Source organism: Actinomadura kijaniata NBRC 14229, assembly GCF_001552175.1.
Lineage (GTDB): Bacteria > Actinomycetota > Actinomycetes > Streptosporangiales > Streptosporangiaceae > Spirillospora > Spirillospora kijaniata.
Window position 1 is genome coordinate 85,149 of the sequence record NZ_BCQR01000004.1, and the last position, 16,481, is coordinate 101,629.

A 16,481-nucleotide genomic window follows, 5' to 3' on the forward strand; every position below is an offset into this window, starting at 1 on the left:
GGCTCAGGAGGCGTTCGCGTCGCCGTAGACGGGACGGTGCTCCTGGACCGACTCGACCAGCTGGTCGGCGAGGTCGGCGACGTCGAGGCGCTTCTCGATCTGCCGCAGATCGGCGATCTTGGCGCGGGTCTCGGCGCGGCGCGGGGCCAGCAGGGTGCAGCAGTCCTCGTCGGGCAGCTCGGAGATCGACAGGGTGCGGATGCGGCGCGCCTGGTCCATGATCTCGATCTTGTCCATGCCGACCAGCGGGCGCAGGATCGGCATCTCGACCGCGTCGTCGAGGGCGGTGAGGTTGGTGAGGGTCTGGCTGGAGACCTGGCCGAGGGCGTCCCCGGTGATCAGCGCGGCGCCGCCCAGCCTCCGGGCGAGGACCTCGCCGGTCTTGAGCATCAGCCGGCGCTGGGCGATCACGGCGAGCTTGTCGGCGCCGGAGGACTTGATCTGCTGCTGGGCCTTGCCGAACGGCACCACGAACAGCCGCGACCCGCCCTGGAACTTGTCCAGCTCGCGGACCAGCGCGTACGCCTTGTAGATCGACTCGGGGCCGGTGAACGGCATCCCGGAGAAGTGCAGGAAGTCCACCCGCAGGCCGCGGCGCATCATGCGGTAGGCGGCGACGGGCGAGTCGATGCCGCCCGACATCAGCACCAGGCCCCGGCCGCTCATGCCGACGGGCAGGCCGCCCTGGCCGGGCAGGCCGCCGGAGAACACGAAGACCTCGTCCCGGTCCACCTCGATGGAGACGGTGTGGTCGGGGTTCTTGAGCCGGACGGGCAGCCCGTACGCCTCGTTGATCTTGGCGCCGACATGCCGGTCCAGCTCGGTGGAGGTCATCGGGAAGCGCTTGTCGCGGCGCTTGGACCGCACGGCGAAGGTGCCCGAGATCCCGGCGGTCAGCTCCAGCGCGGCGCGCTCGACGCTCTCGACGTCCTTGCCGACCCGCCAGGCGCGGTGCGCCCACACGATGCCCATGACGTCGGTGATCCGCTCGGCGAGGCGGTCCACCAGCTCGGCGGTGGCGTCCTTGGTGCGCACGATGAACACGCCGTGGCGGCGGATGACGTCGACGCGGGCGATGGGGCGCACGGCCATGCGGACGTTGTCGGCCAGGCGGCGTTCGAACTGCTCGCGGTTCTTGCCCTTGAGGACGACCTCGCCCAGCTTCAGCAGCACGCACGGCTCGCCGTCGACGGCCGGCACCTGCTCCCGGGACTCGACGGCCGCGGTGTCGAGCGTGGACATGCGAGATCCTCCTGTGTGACCGGGTGGAAGAAAAGGTGAACCTACAGTGTGGCCCACAGATCGGAACACCGCGACTCACCAACGTGTTCCCCCGGCATGACGCCGCCCCGGGGCCGAGGGGCCGCCGGGGCGTCGTCGCGTGTCTCAGATCACCCGAAGTCCCAGGTCACCCGAAGAAGACCTCGGCCTCGGAGTAGCGCTCCAGCGGAACGGTCTTCAGCTCCTTGGTCGCCTCGTCGAGGCCCACGCGGACGATGTCGGTGCCGCGCAGGGCGACCATCTTGCCGTAGTCGCCGTCCTTGACCGCGTCGATGGCCTGGAGCCCGAAGCGGGTGGCCAGCACGCGGTCGAACGCGCTGGGGGTGCCGCCGCGCTGGATGTGGCCGAGGACGGTGGCGCGGGCCTCCTTGCCGGTGCGCTTCTCGATCTCGTCGGCCAGGCGCTGGCCGATGCCGCCGAGCCGGACGTGGCCGAACGCGTCGCGCTCGCCGGTCTGCAGCTCCATCTGCCCGTCGATCGGGTGCGCGCCCTCCGACACCACGATGATCGGGGCGTAGCGGGTCTTGAAGCGGCTCTCGACGTACTCGACGACCTTGTCGATGTCGAACGGCCGCTCCGGGATGAGGATGACGTTGGCTCCGGCGGCCATGCCCGCGTGCAGGGCGATCCAGCCCGCGTGGCGGCCCATGACCTCGCAGATCAGGGCGCGGTGGTGGCTCTCGGCGGTGGTGTGCAGCCGGTCGATGGCCTCCATCGCGATGTTGACGGCGGTGTCGAAGCCGAACGTGTAGTCGGTGGCGTTGAGGTCGTTGTCGATCGTCTTGGGGACGCCGACGACGTTGACGCCGTTGGTGTACAGCTCGCGGGCCACCCCGAGGGTGTCCTCGCCGCCGATGGCGATCAGGGCGTCCACGCCGAGCCCGGCCAGGTTGTCCTTGATCCGCTCGATGCCGCCCTCGACCTTGATCGGGTTGGTCCGGGACGAGCCGAGGATGGTGCCGCCGCGCGGCAGGATGCCGCGCACCGCCTCCACGTCGAGGGCGAGGGTGTCGCCCTCCAGCGGACCCCGCCAACCCGCGCGGAAGCCCACGAACTCGTACCCGAAGACCTGCACGCCCTTGCGCACCACGGCGCGGATCACGGCGTTCAGTCCGGGGCAGTCTCCTCCGCCGGTCAGCACTCCGACGCGCATACCCTCTCCTTCTCCCCACGGGGCCTTCCTCGGCTCGCGCGGCCCCCATTGGTCTAGACCATAGTGGTTCGGAGCGGGCCGGGGGCGGGTTCGGCGATCACCGGCGCGCGGCTTTGCCGAAGACCCGCAGCCTCCCCCGGACCTGCACGGCGAAACCTCCGGGGACGCGCCGGAACGCCGCTTTGCGCAGGCGCGGCTCGCCGGTCCCGTCATAGTCCCAACGGGTCTCGCGGAGGGCCAGTTCCAGCGCGACGGCCGGGGACAGCCCGTCCCGGTGCGCGCGGGCGAAGTCCCAGGAGTCGCGGAACGACCCGCGGGTGGGACGCTCCGCCGCCCACGCCGTGAACGCCGCCCTCCACCGGTCCCCGTAGCAGGCTGCCAGGGCGGGCCATGCCCGCGCCACCTCCCCCGCCCGTTTCCGCAGGATCGCGTCGGCGGCGGCGCGGACGGCGGCGGCGTCGAAGCCGGGCGGCAGCGGCCCGCCCGCCGTCATCGCGCGGACCAGAGCCTCCTGCCGGGCGGCCAGTTCCTCCAGCCCGCCCGGGTCACCGGCGCTCATGTGACCGGTACTCATGTGACCGGCTCCAGGCCGGACGCGGCGGCGATGGCGTCGAGCTCGGCGCGCAGTTCGGCGGCGGGCGGGTAGCGGCCGTCGCGTTCCAGCAGGAAGCCCGGCGGGCGCGTCCGGTCCGGGAGCCGCGCCGACAGCTCGGCGACCAGGTCGATGACCTCGGGCGGGACGGGCGCGGTGTGGGTGTCGTGGTAGCGGCCCCCGCCCTCCTCGCCGCCCGCGACGTGGCAGTAGGCGACGTGGTCGAGCGGGAGCCGGTCCAGCAGCCCCACCGGGTCCCGGCCCCGGTTGCGGGCGTTGGCGTAGACGTTGGCGACGTCCAGCAGCAGGAGCACGCCGGTGCGCTCGACCAGCTCGGTGAGGAAGTCGCCCTCCTCGTACTCGTCGTCGGGCCAGTCGAACAGCGCCGCGATCGGCTCGACGGCCAGCGGTACCGGCAGCTCCGCCCGGGTGCGGCGGATGTTGGCGGTGAGGGCGTCCAGCGCGGCGCGGCTGCGCGGCACCGGCAGCAGGTGCCCGGCCTCGACGCCGCCCGCCCGCACGAACGCGACGTGCTCGCTGACCAGCGGCGAGCCGAGGAGCTCGGCGCAGGCGGCCAGGTGCGCGACGCGTTCGGGGGCGACCGGCTCGGCCCCGCCCAGCGACAGCTTCACCCCGTGCGGCACGACCGACGCGCCCCGGTCGCGCAGCTCCAGCAGGTGGTCGGGGGGATGGGCGAGGTGCACCGACTCGGCGATCACCTCGGTGAAGCGCAGTCCGGGCAGGTCGGCGACGAACCCGGCGATCTCGGGCCGCCACCCGATCCCCACGCCCAGCCGGGGCAGGCCCTCGGTGCCGTTCAACTGCTGCTCCCTCCCCCGCCGCAACTCGATCCTCCACCACCGCCGCCGCAGCTCGATCCGCCGCCGCCCCCGCCGGAGGAACAGACCGAGGCGCTCGACGAGCAGCTCGACCCCGAGTAGCCGATGCCTCCGGAGGAGGAGTCGGGCCCGGCCATCTCCAGCAGCCTCCCCAGCCCGGCGCACTGCGTGAAGTCGGGATCGACGGCCATCAGCGCGGCGGTGCCGAACAGCGCGGTCCCCATCGCGGCGGCCCCGATCCCGTAGGTCGGGTACGAGGGGGCGAGCCGCGGGTCGAGATGGGAGTGGCGGTTCCGGACGTGTTCGAGCACCTGGTCGGCGGCGCGCGTCCGCTGCCGTTCCCCGCCGCCCAGGACACCGAACAGCAGGAACAGCGCGACCAGGAGCCCGAGCGGCAGGATCGCCTGGAGTCCTCCCCGTTCGCCGATCGGGGAGGAGACGGCGACGAAGAAGGCTGCCCCGAGGATCCCGTAGAAGACGTAGGACATCGACCGCAGCGTCCGCGCGGCCGACGGCGGTGGGACCATGCCCTGCTGGACCAGGCCCTCCCGCATGCCCTCCAGGGCCTGCCGGACGCCCGGGTCGGCGGTGACGCGGGCCACCGTCGCGACGGCGCGCCGCACCGCGTGGTGGACCGCCAGGTCGAGGGGCGTGGTCGCGGCGCGCGGGTCGGCGACGGCGGTCAGGCGGCCGTCGGGTCCGGCGATGACCGCCCCGTCCAGCCGGAGCGTCAGCAGCGCCGCCGCCACGGCGTGCCGTCCGCCGCCGGTGAGGTAGGCGATCTCGTAGGGGTGCGGGTCGCGCACCGGCGGGTGCCCGGCCAGCAGCCGGTGGGCCAGCCACCGGCGCGCGATCGTGAGGGCCAGGGCGAGCGCGACCAGCAGCCCGAGGAGGGGGATCATCCGCCGCAGCCACCGCCGCCGCCACCACCGCAGCCGCCGCCACCACCGCCGCAGCTGCTGCTCGACCCGCTGCACCCGGAGGTGGAGGAGCCCGACGACGAGCTCGACCCCGTGGTGACCGCCGTGGTGGCCGCGAACTGCTTCTGCATCTCGGCCTCGGCGGAGAAGTGCGGGTCGAAGCTGGCCAGCGCGGGCACCCCGTACAGCGCGACGGCGAACGTCGCGGCGGACGCGCCGTAGGTGGTCCAGGCCGGAGAATAGACCGGGTCGAGGTGCCGCATCGCCGTACGGGCCCGGTGCAGCTCCCGCTTCCCCTCCGGGGTGACGGCCGCCCAGTGGAACGTCAGCACCAGCGCCACCACGGCCACCGCGATCGTCGCGAGGACGAGGAACGCGACCGGCCTGCCACCCGCCACGCCCGCCACGATCCGCACGACCCCGAGCGCCACCAGCGCCACCAGCGGGAGCGCCGCCCGGCGGCGGGCGCGGCGCGCGGCCGGGCCGAGGACCAGGCCCCGGTCCACCAGGCTCCGCCGGATCGGCTCCAGCTCCGCGCGGACCGACGGCCACCAGCTCAGGTCGCCCGGCGACTCGGCGCCGTCGCGCAGCCGCCCGTGCACGGCGCGGTCGAGTGGCGTGGCGTTCGCGGGCGGCTCGCCGACGGCCCGCACCTTCCCCGCGCCGGCCGCCTCGACGGCGCCCTCGGCGCGCAGCGCCGTCAGCACCGCCAGCACGGCCCGGCCGGGCCCGCCGTCGAGGTAGGCCAGCTCGTAGGGGTGCAGGTCGCCCGCGAAGCGGCGGCCGGGGGCCAGCGCGCGGCGCAGCAGCAGCACCAGCCCGACCAGGACCAGCGCCGCCGGGACGTACATGCCCCAGATGAACAGCGGACCCGGGATCCCCCAGGTGTCACCCGCGGCGGACAGCGCCATGGCGCCCTCCCTCTGTACTCGCCGGTCCCCCCGGCTCATCTCTATAGATGCCGGGAACCCCGGGTTCGTTCCGCGTCAGATGACCCAGAACGGGAAGATCCACCGCCGGTTCATCGTTCGTCGTCGCGGTCCAGGCCCTTCTCGATGGCGTAGCGGACCAGTTCGACGCGGTTGTGGAGCTGGAGCTTGCCGAGGGTGTTCTGGACGTGGTTCTGCACGGTGCGGTGCGACAGGACCAGGCGCTGGGCGATCTGCTTGTAGGTCAGGCCCTTGGCGACCAGGCGCAGCACCTCGGTCTCGCGCTCGGTGAGGCGCGGCGCGTCGTCGTCGCGCCGGGGGGCGGCGGCCAGGCGGCGGTACTCGCCGAGGACCAGCCCGGCCAGGCCGGGGGTGAAGACGGCGTCGCCCTGCCCGGCGCGGGCGACCGCGTCCAGGAACTCCTCGCGGGCGGCGGACTTCAGCAGGTAGCCGGTCGCGCCCGCCTTCACCGCCTCCAGGACGTCCTGCTGCTCGCCGCTGGCCGACAGCACCAGCACCCGCACCGGCGGATCGGCGGCGACCAGCTGCCGGGTGACCTCCACGCCGCTGATGTCGGGGAGTTGCAGGTCGACGATCGCGACCTGCGGCCGGGCCGCGGCGGCCACCCGCACGGCGGTGCGGCCGTCCCCGGCGGTGGCGACCACCTCGTGTCCGGCCTCGGCCAGGTCGCGGGCCACGGCGTCGCGCCACATCGGATGGTCGTCCACGACCATCACCCTCAACGGAACGGCAGGAGGTTCACTCACAACGGCCACCCTAAGGCCGGTCCCGGACACCGGAATCACCGCGTGATCGAACAGAAGCCGGGGTGTGATCCTCCGACAAGGGCATGAACAGGGAGGAGAATCCCCGGAACCACCCCCGCGGAGACCTCATGGCGCGAGGCGCGGCGCGCGTGGTTTCCGGGGCATGGGCTCCACGGTGTCCACCCGGCTCGGGCTGGGCGCGCGGGAGGCCGAGCGCGAGACGCGGCGCGAGCCGGCCGACCGGATCGAGGACCTGCTGTCGGCGCTGCTGGAACGGGCCGAACGCCTCCTCGCCGACGACCGCGCGGCCGTGCTCGCCGTGGCGCACGCCCTGGAGACCCACCGGACGCTCCAGGGCGAGGACGCGGCGGCGCTCGGCGCGCACGGCGGACGCGACCCGTTCCGGCCGGGGACGCCGCCGGTGCCGGGCGGCGCGGCGGCTAGCGGGGCGCCGGCACCGTCATCTCGATCTCGGTCCCCTCGCCCGGGGCCGAGTGGATGACGACGGCGCCGTTCAGGTCGCGGATGCGGCCCCGGATGGACTGGACGACGCCGAGGCGGCCGGCGGCGGCGGCCTCCTCCAGCCGGCCCGGCGGCATCCCGGGGCCGTCGTCGCGGACGCTGACGATCACCTCGCCCGCGCCGTCGTCCTCCAGCAGCACCCACGCGCGGGCCTGCTCGCCGCAGTGCACGCGGACGTTGTCCAGCGCGGCCCCGACCGCCGCCGCGACCTCGCGGGCGGCCGGCTCGGCGAGCGGCACGGGCGTGGCCGGGGTGGAGACGGTGACGGTGGTGGAGCCGTAGGCGGTCAGCAGCGGACGCAGGTCGGTCGTGGTCCCCGGGCGCGGCGGGTCCCCGGCGGCCGCCGGGCGCGGCGGCGGCAGGGGCGCGCCGCGGATGCTGATCAGGTTGCGCAGGGCCGCCTCCTGCTCGCCCGCCATCCGGCCGAGCTCGGCGGCCTCTCCGCCCAGCTCGACGCCGCGCCGCTGCACCATCGCCAGGACCTGGAGCACCGAGTCGTGGATGCCGCGCGCCAGGCGTTCGCGCTCGCGGGTGGCGGCCTCCAGCTCCACCGCCCGCGCCAGCCGCGCCTCGGCGTCCCGGGCCAGCTTCACCACGTGCCCGACCACCATCCCGGCCAGGAACAGCAGCACCACCCCGTTGACGGTGCTGGGGCCGCCCCGCACGCCGGTGTCGGCGAACACGTGGACGAGGAAGTTGCCCACCGCCAGGATCGCGGCGGCGGCGATGCCCGCGCGCTTGGCGCCGACCACCGCCCACGCCAGCACGCTGGCCGCCACCCACGACACCGGCAGCGTCGGACGGCCCTGCTGGAGGTGCGCGGTGGACTCCACCCAGGCGGTCGCCAGCAGGCAGCCCATCGCCACCGTCATGTCGGCGGCCAGCAGCGGCCAGCCCCGGCGGCGCGGGTCGGAGAACGCGAACGTCGCGTACGCCGTCCACACCGTCATCACGGCCAGCACCGCCCAGCCGCCCGCCGGGTGCTCGTACCCGTCGGGACCGCCGGAGTTCATCGCGATCAGGACGGCGGCGTACCCCAGCGCGGCGAACCGGTACACCGCGACGGCGCGCCACAGCGCGACCTCCAGCCCCATCGCGGCACCACCTCCGGAAGATCAGTGGTCGGTCACTCGTCGTCGCTGACCGGACGCGGGGTCTTGCCCGCCATCTCCGCCTTCACCTCGGCGGCGTACCGGTCGACGTACTCCTGGCCGGACAGCTTCCGGATGGCGCGCATGATCTCGTCGGTGACCTCGCGCAGCACCTCCCGGTCGTCCTCCTTGCCGTAGAAGCGGGAGAAGTCCAGGGGTTCGCCGAACCGCACGCCGGGCCGGATGCCGAGCCGCGGGTAGGGCTGGCCGGGCGGCATCAGCTCGAACGTGTTGATCATCGCCATCGGGATGACCGGCACCCGCGACTTCAGGGCCAGCCGCGCCACCCCGGTCTTGCCGCGGTACAGGCGGTTGTCGGGGGCGCGGGTGCCCTCGGGGTAGATGCCCAGCAGCTTGCCCTCGCCGAGGATGCGCAGGCCCGTCTGGAGCGCGGCCTCGGCGGCGGTGCCGCCGGTGCGGTCCACGGGCACCACGCCGACGCCGGTGAAGAACGCCTTGCTGACCAGCCCCTTGAGGCCCCGGCCGGTGAAGTAGTCCTGCTTGCCGATGAAGAAGATCGGGCGCAGCAGCGGCAGCGGGCCGAAGAAGTGGTCGGCGAACGACAGGTGGTTGCTGACCAGCAGCGCGGGACCGCGCTTGGGGACGTTCCTCATACCCGAGTTCTGCGGCCGCCACACCAGGTACATGATGGGCGAGAGGATGATCCTCAGCAGGATCCAGAACCAGAGCATCCGGGCACCTTCCTCTGGCCGCGGTCACGCGGCGCTTCCTTCCGTGTCCCCCGGGCAACGGGGAGATGATGGAACATCTTCCCATTCCGTCCGGGCACTGCCCACACCCCCGCCCGGCGGGACGGGAATGAACGTAGGCTCGGAACGGTAATTCTCAATGGGTGTGCCCCGGGGGCTTGTTCCCGGCGGCGCAGCGAATACCGTGGGACACACGTTTCGGGGTGTCCGAGGGCCGTCGCAGGCGGTTCCCGGGCGCATGTCTGTAGGGGGAGCGGAGGCCGTGATGCCGGTGCCGTCGGTCACGCCGGAGTCGACCAGGGAGCCGACCCCGTGAATCGCCGTGGCAATGGACTGTCGGCCGACGCCTACGCCCCGCTGGCCGATCTGGCGCCGGACCTGGCCGACGCGATGCTGACCGCCCTGCGGGAGGCCGGGATCGCCGCCTACGCCCTGTCCGAGCAGGACGTGGACCGGCTGTACGTGGACGTCGCGATGAAGCCGACGGCCGAGGGCGTGCTGCGCGCGCACCTGCCCCGGCAGGGTGAGCCCGACCCGCTGGAGCAGACCGGGGACGCCGACGACGGCGCCGACGGCGCGGCCACCGGCGGGCAGCCCACCGGGCCGCAGCCGACCGGGACCCTGACCACCGGGCCGCAGAGCCCGGTCGGCGGCGACGCCGCCGGCGCGGGCGACGGCGGGCGGGCCGACGAGCGCGACGAGGACGCCATCTGGGCGGAGATCGTCGCGGGCTACGACGCCGTCCACGAGGGCGACCGGGTGCCCTGGCCGGACGAGGAGAACATCGACGAGCCCGCCGCGCGCGACGAGCCGCGCGAGGGCGAGGACCGCACCGGCCGGTTCCCGGACGCCCGGGTGATCCGCGCGGCCCACGACGACGAGGACGACTACCCGCCCGCGCCCGACGAAGAGGGCCACTACGTGCCCCCGGCCCCGCCGCCGCTGCCCAGCGCCGACCCCCTCACCAAGGGCGCCTGGATCGCGCTGGTCGGCGGGCCGCTGTACCTGCTGCTGACGGTGCTGCTGAGCTGGCACGTTCCGGGCTGGGCGGCGTTCCTGGCGGTGGCGGCGTTCATCGGCGGCTTCGTCACGCTGGTGCTGCGGATGGGCGACGAGCCGCGCGACGACGACGACGGCGCGGTCATCTGACCCCCGGCCGTCCGGTGATCGAGGCCCCGGACGGCTAGGGCAGGCGGAGTTCGGCCAGTACCGGTCGGTGGTCGGTGGCCTTGGGGTACAGCTCGACCGGCGCGGGCGGGCCGGGCACGCCGCAACCGGCGACCTCGATCCGCGGATCGACGAAGATCCCGTCGATGCGGCGGCGCGGCGCGGCCGACGAGAACGTCAGCTCCTCCCCCGCCGGGGCGACGGCGTACCCGTCCTGGAAGCGGCCCGCCAGCAGCGCCCAGGAGTCGCCGCCGGGCTCCTGGTTGACGTCCCCGGCGACCAGCATCGGCGCGCGGTGCCGCCGCCCGGCGCGCTCCAGCAGCGCCAGCACCTGGCGGGTGTGGGCGCGGCGCGGCGCGTCCACCAGGTCCAGATGGGTGCTGGCCGCCACCAGCCGCGCCCCCTCGACCTCCAGCGCCGCGATCGCCAGGCCCCGCCGGTGCAGCCCCGGCACCCGGTGGAGCAGGTGGAACTCGCGGGCGACGGGCGTGACGCGCGGCCCGGCCAGCACCGCCAGCCCGCAGGCGCGCCGCCCGGCGGCGACGGTCATCCCGCACGCGGCGGCCAGCCGGCGGCGCTTGCCCCACCAGCCCCAGAACCGCGGGACCTCCTGGAGGCACAGCACGTCGGGCCGCAGCGCCCGCACCACGCGGACCAGCGCGTCCGGGTCGTCACGCAGCGAACGGATGTTGTAGCTGACGACCCGGAGCACGGGCATGGCGTCTCGCTCCTCAGAGGCGGGCCAGGTCGGCGGCGCCGACGATGCCGGCGGCCGAGCCGAGCTCGGCGATGCGGATCTCCGGCTCCGGCCGGTGGCCGCGTCCGGTCAGCGCGTTGTGGAACGCCGCGCGCACCGGGTCCAGCAGCAGGTCCCCGGCGTCGGACAGGCCGCCGCCGATGATGAACAGGCCGGGGTCGAGGATCGCGGTGAGGTCGGCCAGGCCCTGCCCGGCCCACTTGGCGACGGTGCGGAAGCACTCCAGCGCGGCCGGATCGCCCTCGCGGGCCGCCTGGGTGATCTCCGGGCCGCTGATGCCCTCGGGGCTGCCCTCGCCCAGCTCCAGCAGCCGGCCGGCCATCGCCGGGGACACCCGGGCCAGCTCGCGGGCCTCGTGCAGCAGGGCGTTGCCGCTGGCGTACTGCTCCCAGCAGCCGCGGTTGCCGCAGCCGCAGCGGCGGCCGTCGGGCACCACCCGGAAGTGGCCGACCTCGGCGCCGATGCCGAACCGTCCCCGGTACAGCTCGCCGTCGATGATGATGCCGCCGCCGATCCCGGTGCCCAGGGTGACCAGCACGATGAAGTCGTGGCCCCGGCCGGCGCCGAACCGCGCCTCGCCCCAGGCGGTGGCGTTGGCGTCGTTCTCCACCACCACCGGCAGCCCGACCCGGTCCTCGACCTTCTGCTTGATGGGCTCGTCGCGCCAGGCCAGGTTGGGCGCGAACAGCACGGTGGAGCGCGTCTCGTCGACGAACCCGGCGGTGCCCAGGCCGACCGCGACGACGTCCTCGAACTTGCCCTTGAGCAGGTCGACGACCTCGGCGATGACCTCGGCGGTCTCCGCCGGGTCGGTGGAGGGCGTGGGCCGCCGCACCTTCTCCAGGATCGTCCCCCGGTCGTCGACGACGCCCGCGGCGACCTTGGTGCCGCCCACATCCACGCCGATGGTCAGGGCCATGTACGCTTCCTCCTCCTCACGCGCCCGCTGACGCGGCCGCGCGCCGCACCGCGGCGTCTCCCCTGTGGGATACCCGTCGGCACGGTGCTACCCGATGTCGATGGGGTCACCGCCGGCGGCGGGCCCCGGCCGGCCGTCCTCCGGCCGTGCCTGTGACGTCGCCCCCGGCCGCCGGCCCGGCTCGCGGGTGCGCTCGTAGGCCGCCACCACGTCCAGCGCCGCCGCCGCCAGGGCCGCCCCGGCCTGCCGGACGTGGCGTCCGACGTCGGGCCCGGACTCGCGCGCCATCGCGATGGCGCGGCAGATCGGGCAGTTGCGGCACTCGGGCGCGCCGGTGGCGATGTGCGGGTCCTCGGTCACGGCCCGGCTCCACACGTCGTCCGCGCCGGTCCCGGCGCCGCCGGTCCCGGATCCGCCGGTCAGGCGCCTGCGCAGGACGTCGAAGAGCTTGGCCGCCTCGTCGAGGACGTCGCCCGGCTGCTCGGTCATGAGAACATTGTCCATCCGTCGTCGGGGTGGAACGGTACCGCCCCACCCGGGCCATCGATGATTACTCAGCCCTCGACGTGCCGTTTCAGTCCCTTGAGGGCCGAATCGATGATCCGCTTCTCGGCCTTGCGCTTGACCATCCCGATCATCGAGACCTTCAGGTCCACCGCCAGCTCGTAGGTCACCTCGGTGCCGTCCCCGGCCTCGGCCAGCAGGTAGGAGCCGTGCAGGTTGGAGATCATCGCGCCGGCGCCGACGGTCTCCCAGCGCACCGCGGTGTCGCCGTCCCAGGTGTAGGCCAGGTCGACGGTGTCGTTGATCGGGCCCATCGAGATGGTCATGCGCGCGCGGGACGCCCGGCCGTCGTCCCCGGTCCCGCCCACCTCGAACCGTACGCCGCTGGTCCACTCCGGGTACGCCTCAAGATCAGCGATCACCGCCATGATCTCGGCCTTTCCGGCCTTGATGGTGATGGAGGAACTCGTCCGGTCGGCCATGCTCGCCCTCGTCTCTTCCTCTGCCGGTCAACGCGCCCGCTCGGGGGCGCCGGAGGCTCCGGGGACCCTCCGGGGATCTCAGTATCTTTCACACCGTCAGGACGTAGGGGGTGCCGCGCCCCCGGAAGTGCCCGACGTTGACGCACTCGGTGCGGCCGACGCGCATGCGGGCCGCCAGGGGCTGGTGCACGTGCCCGAACAGCGCGTAGCGCGGCTGGACCCGGCGGATCAGGTCGAGCACCGCCTCGCTGCCGCGCTCGAACCGCCGCGCCACCGTGTCGTACAGCAGGTCGGGGACGGCGGGCGGGATGTGGGTGCACAGCACGTCCACCTCGCCCAGCGCCTCGACCTTGGCGGCGTACACGTCGTCGTCCAGCTCGTAGGGGGTGCGGTACTCGGTGCGCAGCCCGCCGCCGACGAACCCGAACCGCAGGCCGCCGATCTCGACGGTCTCGCCGTCCAGCACGTGGTGGCCCTCGCGCAGGTAGTCCCGCCACATGCTCGGGATGTCGACGTTGCCGTAGGTGAGGTAGGCGGGGGTCGGCATCGCGTCGAACAGCTCGGCGTACTGGCGGCGCACGGCGCGTTCGATGTGCGGCCAGGCCTCGCCGTCCAGGGACGCCCACATCCGCCGGGAGAACTCGCGGGCCTCCTCGAACCGCTTGGCGGTGCGCAGCGCGATGAAGCGGTCGGCGTTCTCCTGCCCGAACAGGTCGGCGAAGATGCCCTGACCGTGGTCGGAGTAGTCGATGAACAGGATCAGGTCGCCCAGGCAGATGAGCGCGTCCGCTCCGTCCCCCGCGCGTTTCAGTGCGTCCGCGCGGCCGTGGACGTCACTCACCACATGGATCCGCATGGACCGACTCTAATGGCGCGTCACGCGCCCCCGCGCGGCGCGTCGCGCCCGGACCACCCGGGGTCAGTCCCGCGCGGCCGCCGCCACCAGCGTCCGCCACTCGCGGACCAGCGCCGCGTCCACCGGCCGCTCCCAGGAGCCGTCGGGCCGCACGGCCGTCCCCACGTGGAACTTGCCGACGCCGGCCGCCGCCAGCACCGCCACGTGCTTGCGGCGCAGCCCCCCGCCCGCCATGATCAGTCCGGCCGCGGCGGGGTCCTCGGCGGCGCGCCGGACCAGGGTCTCCACCCCGGCGTCCACGCCGCGCGGCGATCCGGCCGTCAGCACCGTGTCCATGCCGCCGTCCATGCCGCTGTCCGCGCCGCCGGAGCCCTCGGCCAGGTCGCGCACCACGGGCCAGGCGGCGGCGGGGTCGGCGGCGTGGTCCAGGGCCCGGTGGAACGTCCACGGCAGCGGCGCCACCACCGTCGCGATCTTGCCGGTGGCGGCGGTGTCGACGTTGCCGAACGAGTCCAGGAAGCCCAGCACGAACCCGTCCGCGCCCGCCTCCCGCAGGTCCTCGGCGGCGCGCCGCAGCCGGTCCAGCTCGGGGCCGGTGGTGCGGAAGCCCGAGTTGGCGCGCAGCATCACCCGCATCGGCAGCGATGTGACCTGTCTCATCCTGGCCACGACCTCCGGGTCGGGGGTGAGCCCGTCGGCCACCATATCGGCGACCACCTCGACGCGGTCGGCCCCGCCCTCCTGCGCCGCCCGCGCGTCGGCCACGGTCAGCGCGATCACCTCGAGCAGCGGCATGGCTCGGTCCCCCTGGGTCACCTGGGCTTTTCCAGATCAAGGTTAGGCGGTCCCGGCGCCGCGCCCCGGCGCGCCCGGCGGACCTTTGCCCGTCGTTGACCCCCCGCGGCGCGGTCCGGCGGCCACGGTCCGTGACGGCGGCGGGCACGTAGGCTGTCACCTGGGCTGACCAGCAGAGCCGTTGCTACCCATGGGTATCTTCCCGGGCCGGATGCCTGTACCGTCGTCCCCGCCGTATGCAGTGACAACCGAGGAGTGGCAGTGCGCGAGTTCAGCGTCCCCGCCATGGTGGAGGTATCCGATTCCACCAATCTGACCGACGCGCCCTTCACCCGAGCCGACCGGGAACCCGGCCGGATCGTGCTCCGCCGCAAGGACGGCGACGCGTGGCGCGCGGTGACCGCCGGCGAGTTCGCCGCCGAGGTGTCCCGGGTGGCCAAGGGCCTGGTCGCCGCCGGGATCGAGCCGGGCGACCGGGTCGCGCTGATGTCGCGGACCCGCTACGAGTGGACCGTTCTCGACTACGCCATCTGGGCGGCGGGCGCGGTCACCGTCCCGGTCTACGAGACCTCCTCCGCCGAGCAGGTGGAGTGGATCATCGGGGACTCCGGGGCCCGGGCCGTGTTCGCCGAGACCGGCGCGCACCTGGCCACCGTCGCCGAGGTCCGGGACCGGCTCCCGGGCCTCGCGCACGTCTGGGGCATCGACGCCGGGGACGTCGACACCGTCGCCGCCGGCGGCGCGGAGGTGTCCGACGAGACCCTCGCCGAGCGCCGCCGGTCCCGCACCGCCGCCGACGTCGCCACCCTCGTCTACACCTCCGGCACCACCGGCCGCCCCAAGGGCTGCGAGATCACCCACGGGAACCTGGTACTGACCAGCCGCAACGCCGTCCAGGGCGCGATCGCCGAGATCGCCGTGGACGGCAGCTCCACGCTGCTGTTCCTGCCGCTGGCGCACGTGTTCGCCCGCCTCATCCAGGTCGCGTGCATCGAGGGCGCGATCGTGCTGGGCCACAGCGACATCCCGAACCTGCTGCCGGACCTGGCGAGCTACCGGCCGACGTTCCTGCTGGCCGTGCCGCGCGTGTTCGAGAAGGTCTACAACGGCGCCGAGCAGAAGGCCATCGCGGGCGGCAAGGGCAAGATCTTCGCCGCCGCCGCCGAGACCGCCATCGCCTACAGCAAGGCCCTGGACACCGGCGGCCCCGGCCTCGGGCTGAAGGTCAGGCACGCGGTGTTCAACAAGCTGGTCTACGGCAAGCTGCGCGAGGCCGTCGGCGGGCGCGTCCAGTACGCGGTGTCGGGCGGCGCGGCCCTCGGCGAGCGCCTCGGCCACTTCTTCCGCGGCGTCGGCATCGTCATCCTGGAGGGCTACGGCCTCACCGAGACCACCGCCCCCGTCACCGTCAACCGGCCCTCCGCCATGAAGGTCGGCACGGTCGGCCAGCCGATCCCCGGCACGACCATCCGGATCGCCGAGGACGGCGAGGTGCTGGCCAAGGGCGTGCCGGTCTTCGCGGGCTACTGGAACAACGAGTCCGCCACCAAGGAGGCCCTGGAGGACGGCTGGTTCCGCACCGGCGACCTGGGCTCGCTGGACGCCGACGGCTTCCTGAAGATCACCGGCCGGAAGAAGGAGATCCTGGTCACCGCGGGCGGCAAGAACGTCGCGCCCGCCCCGCTGGAGGACCGGCTGCGCGCCTGTCCGCTGATCAGCCAGGCGCTGGTGCTCGGCGACGGCCGCAAGTTCATCTCCGCGCTGATCACGCTGGACGAGGAGGCCCTCGGCCCGTGGAAGGAGCAGCACGGCAAGCCCGCCGCCATGACGGTCGAGGAGCTGCGCAACGACCCCGACGTCATCGCCGAGATCGAGGCCGCCGTGGCCGACGCCAACAAGTCGGTCTCGCACGCCGAGGCGATCAAGAAGTACCAGATCCTCGGCGTGGACTTCAGCGAGGAGGCCGGGCACGTGACCCCGAGCCTGAAGGTCCGCCGGCACGCGGTCCTCAAGGACTTCGCCGACGAGATCGACGCCCTCTACTCCTGAGGACCCGGTAGCGCCGACGTCACCGGATCCTTACTCCCACCTGGGGATATTCTCGGCGGGGAGGGATCTTCCTCCCCGCCCAGACCCC

The 16,481-nt window shown here is 73.9% G+C and carries 18 protein-coding genes; 3 read left to right on the forward strand and 15 right to left on the reverse strand.

Annotated features, from left to right (window positions below):
- Positions 1–3: 3 nt before the first annotated feature.
- The 7 genes from thiI to AKI01S_RS01595 all read right to left on the reverse strand — a co-directional run bounded on the left by thiI (position 4) and on the right by AKI01S_RS01595 (position 6,448).
- Positions 4–1,242 (reverse strand): tRNA uracil 4-sulfurtransferase ThiI, encoded by a 1,239-nt coding sequence (gene thiI, locus AKI01S_RS01565; protein ID WP_067811465.1) that lies wholly within the window; start codon positions 1,240–1,242, stop codon positions 4–6.
- 166 nt (positions 1,243–1,408) lie between these two features.
- Complete coding sequence (locus AKI01S_RS01570; protein WP_067811467.1) at positions 1,409–2,434, reverse strand: 6-phosphofructokinase; 1,026 nt, start codon at positions 2,432–2,434, stop codon at positions 1,409–1,411.
- 97 nt (positions 2,435–2,531) lie between these two features.
- Complete coding sequence (locus tag AKI01S_RS01575; RefSeq protein WP_218009519.1) at positions 2,532–3,008, reverse strand: SCO6045 C-terminal-like domain-containing protein; 477 nt, start codon at positions 3,006–3,008, stop codon at positions 2,532–2,534.
- The gene (locus AKI01S_RS01580; RefSeq protein WP_083998735.1) at positions 3,005–3,847 is read right to left on the reverse strand and encodes an MbnB/TglH/ChrH family RiPP precursor modification enzyme; all 843 of its coding nucleotides are present in this window, start codon (positions 3,845–3,847) and stop codon (positions 3,005–3,007) included. The genes AKI01S_RS01575 and AKI01S_RS01580 overlap by 4 nt, the downstream gene beginning before the upstream one ends.
- On the reverse strand, positions 3,844–4,842 hold the full coding sequence (locus AKI01S_RS01585; protein WP_067811473.1) for a TIGR04222 domain-containing membrane protein: 999 nt from the start codon (positions 4,840–4,842) through the stop codon (positions 3,844–3,846). Before AKI01S_RS01585 ends, AKI01S_RS01580 begins: the two co-directional genes overlap by 4 nt.
- A complete protein-coding gene (locus AKI01S_RS01590; RefSeq protein ID WP_067811476.1) occupies positions 4,764–5,696 on the reverse strand; it encodes a TIGR04222 domain-containing membrane protein in 933 nt (310 codons plus the stop codon). Before AKI01S_RS01590 ends, AKI01S_RS01585 begins: the two co-directional genes overlap by 79 nt.
- 110 nt (positions 5,697–5,806) lie before the next feature.
- Positions 5,807–6,448: a response regulator gene (locus tag AKI01S_RS01595; protein ID WP_067811478.1), complete on the reverse strand. Its 642-nt coding sequence runs from the start codon at positions 6,446–6,448 to the stop codon at positions 5,807–5,809.
- 196 nt (positions 6,449–6,644) lie between these two features.
- On the opposite strand from AKI01S_RS01595, the gene AKI01S_RS01600 reads away from it, so the two are divergent.
- A complete protein-coding gene (locus AKI01S_RS01600; RefSeq protein WP_067811481.1) occupies positions 6,645–6,983 on the forward strand; it encodes a hypothetical protein in 339 nt (112 codons plus the stop codon).
- Here AKI01S_RS01600 and macS read toward each other — a convergent pair.
- On the reverse strand, positions 6,922–8,097 hold the full coding sequence (gene macS / locus AKI01S_RS01605; RefSeq protein WP_067811484.1) for a MacS family sensor histidine kinase: 1,176 nt from the start codon (positions 8,095–8,097) through the stop codon (positions 6,922–6,924). The genes AKI01S_RS01600 and macS overlap by 62 nt on opposite strands.
- A 32-nt stretch (positions 8,098–8,129) precedes the next feature.
- Complete coding sequence (locus AKI01S_RS01610) at positions 8,130–8,846, reverse strand: lysophospholipid acyltransferase family protein (protein WP_067811487.1); 717 nt, start codon at positions 8,844–8,846, stop codon at positions 8,130–8,132.
- Between the two features lie 330 nt (positions 8,847–9,176).
- On the opposite strand from AKI01S_RS01610, the gene AKI01S_RS01615 reads away from it, so the two are divergent.
- Positions 9,177–10,013 (forward strand): hypothetical protein, encoded by an 837-nt coding sequence (locus AKI01S_RS01615; RefSeq protein WP_067811489.1) that lies wholly within the window; start codon positions 9,177–9,179, stop codon positions 10,011–10,013.
- Positions 10,014–10,047: 34 nt separating this feature from the next.
- On the opposite strand, the gene AKI01S_RS01620 is transcribed toward AKI01S_RS01615, so the two are convergent.
- The 6 genes from AKI01S_RS01620 to AKI01S_RS01645 form a co-directional block, all read right to left on the reverse strand.
- Positions 10,048–10,749: an endonuclease/exonuclease/phosphatase family protein gene (locus AKI01S_RS01620; RefSeq protein WP_067811492.1), complete on the reverse strand. Its 702-nt coding sequence runs from the start codon at positions 10,747–10,749 to the stop codon at positions 10,048–10,050.
- Positions 10,750–10,762: 13 nt separating this feature from the next.
- Positions 10,763–11,707 carry an ROK family glucokinase gene (locus AKI01S_RS01625; protein ID WP_067811495.1) on the reverse strand — a complete coding sequence of 315 codons (945 nt, stop codon included), beginning with the start codon at positions 11,705–11,707 and terminating at the stop codon, positions 10,763–10,765.
- 87 nt (positions 11,708–11,794) lie between these two features.
- The gene (locus AKI01S_RS01630) at positions 11,795–12,196 is read right to left on the reverse strand and encodes a hypothetical protein (protein ID WP_067811498.1); all 402 of its coding nucleotides are present in this window, start codon (positions 12,194–12,196) and stop codon (positions 11,795–11,797) included.
- A gap of 65 nt (positions 12,197–12,261) precedes the next feature.
- Entirely contained in the window at positions 12,262–12,693 is a 432-nt protein-coding gene (locus AKI01S_RS01635) for an SRPBCC family protein (RefSeq protein WP_067811501.1), read from the reverse strand.
- A gap of 88 nt (positions 12,694–12,781) precedes the next feature.
- Positions 12,782–13,549 (reverse strand): metallophosphoesterase family protein, encoded by a 768-nt coding sequence (locus AKI01S_RS01640; protein ID WP_067811503.1) that lies wholly within the window; start codon positions 13,547–13,549, stop codon positions 12,782–12,784.
- 63 nt (positions 13,550–13,612) lie between these two features.
- The gene (locus AKI01S_RS01645) at positions 13,613–14,344 is read right to left on the reverse strand and encodes a copper homeostasis protein CutC (protein ID WP_067811506.1); all 732 of its coding nucleotides are present in this window, start codon (positions 14,342–14,344) and stop codon (positions 13,613–13,615) included.
- A gap of 261 nt (positions 14,345–14,605) precedes the next feature.
- Here AKI01S_RS01645 and AKI01S_RS01650 point away from each other — a divergent pair, with 261 nt between their 5' ends.
- A complete protein-coding gene (locus tag AKI01S_RS01650; RefSeq protein WP_067811509.1) occupies positions 14,606–16,393 on the forward strand; it encodes an AMP-dependent synthetase/ligase in 1,788 nt (595 codons plus the stop codon).
- Positions 16,394–16,481 lie beyond the last annotated feature (88 nt).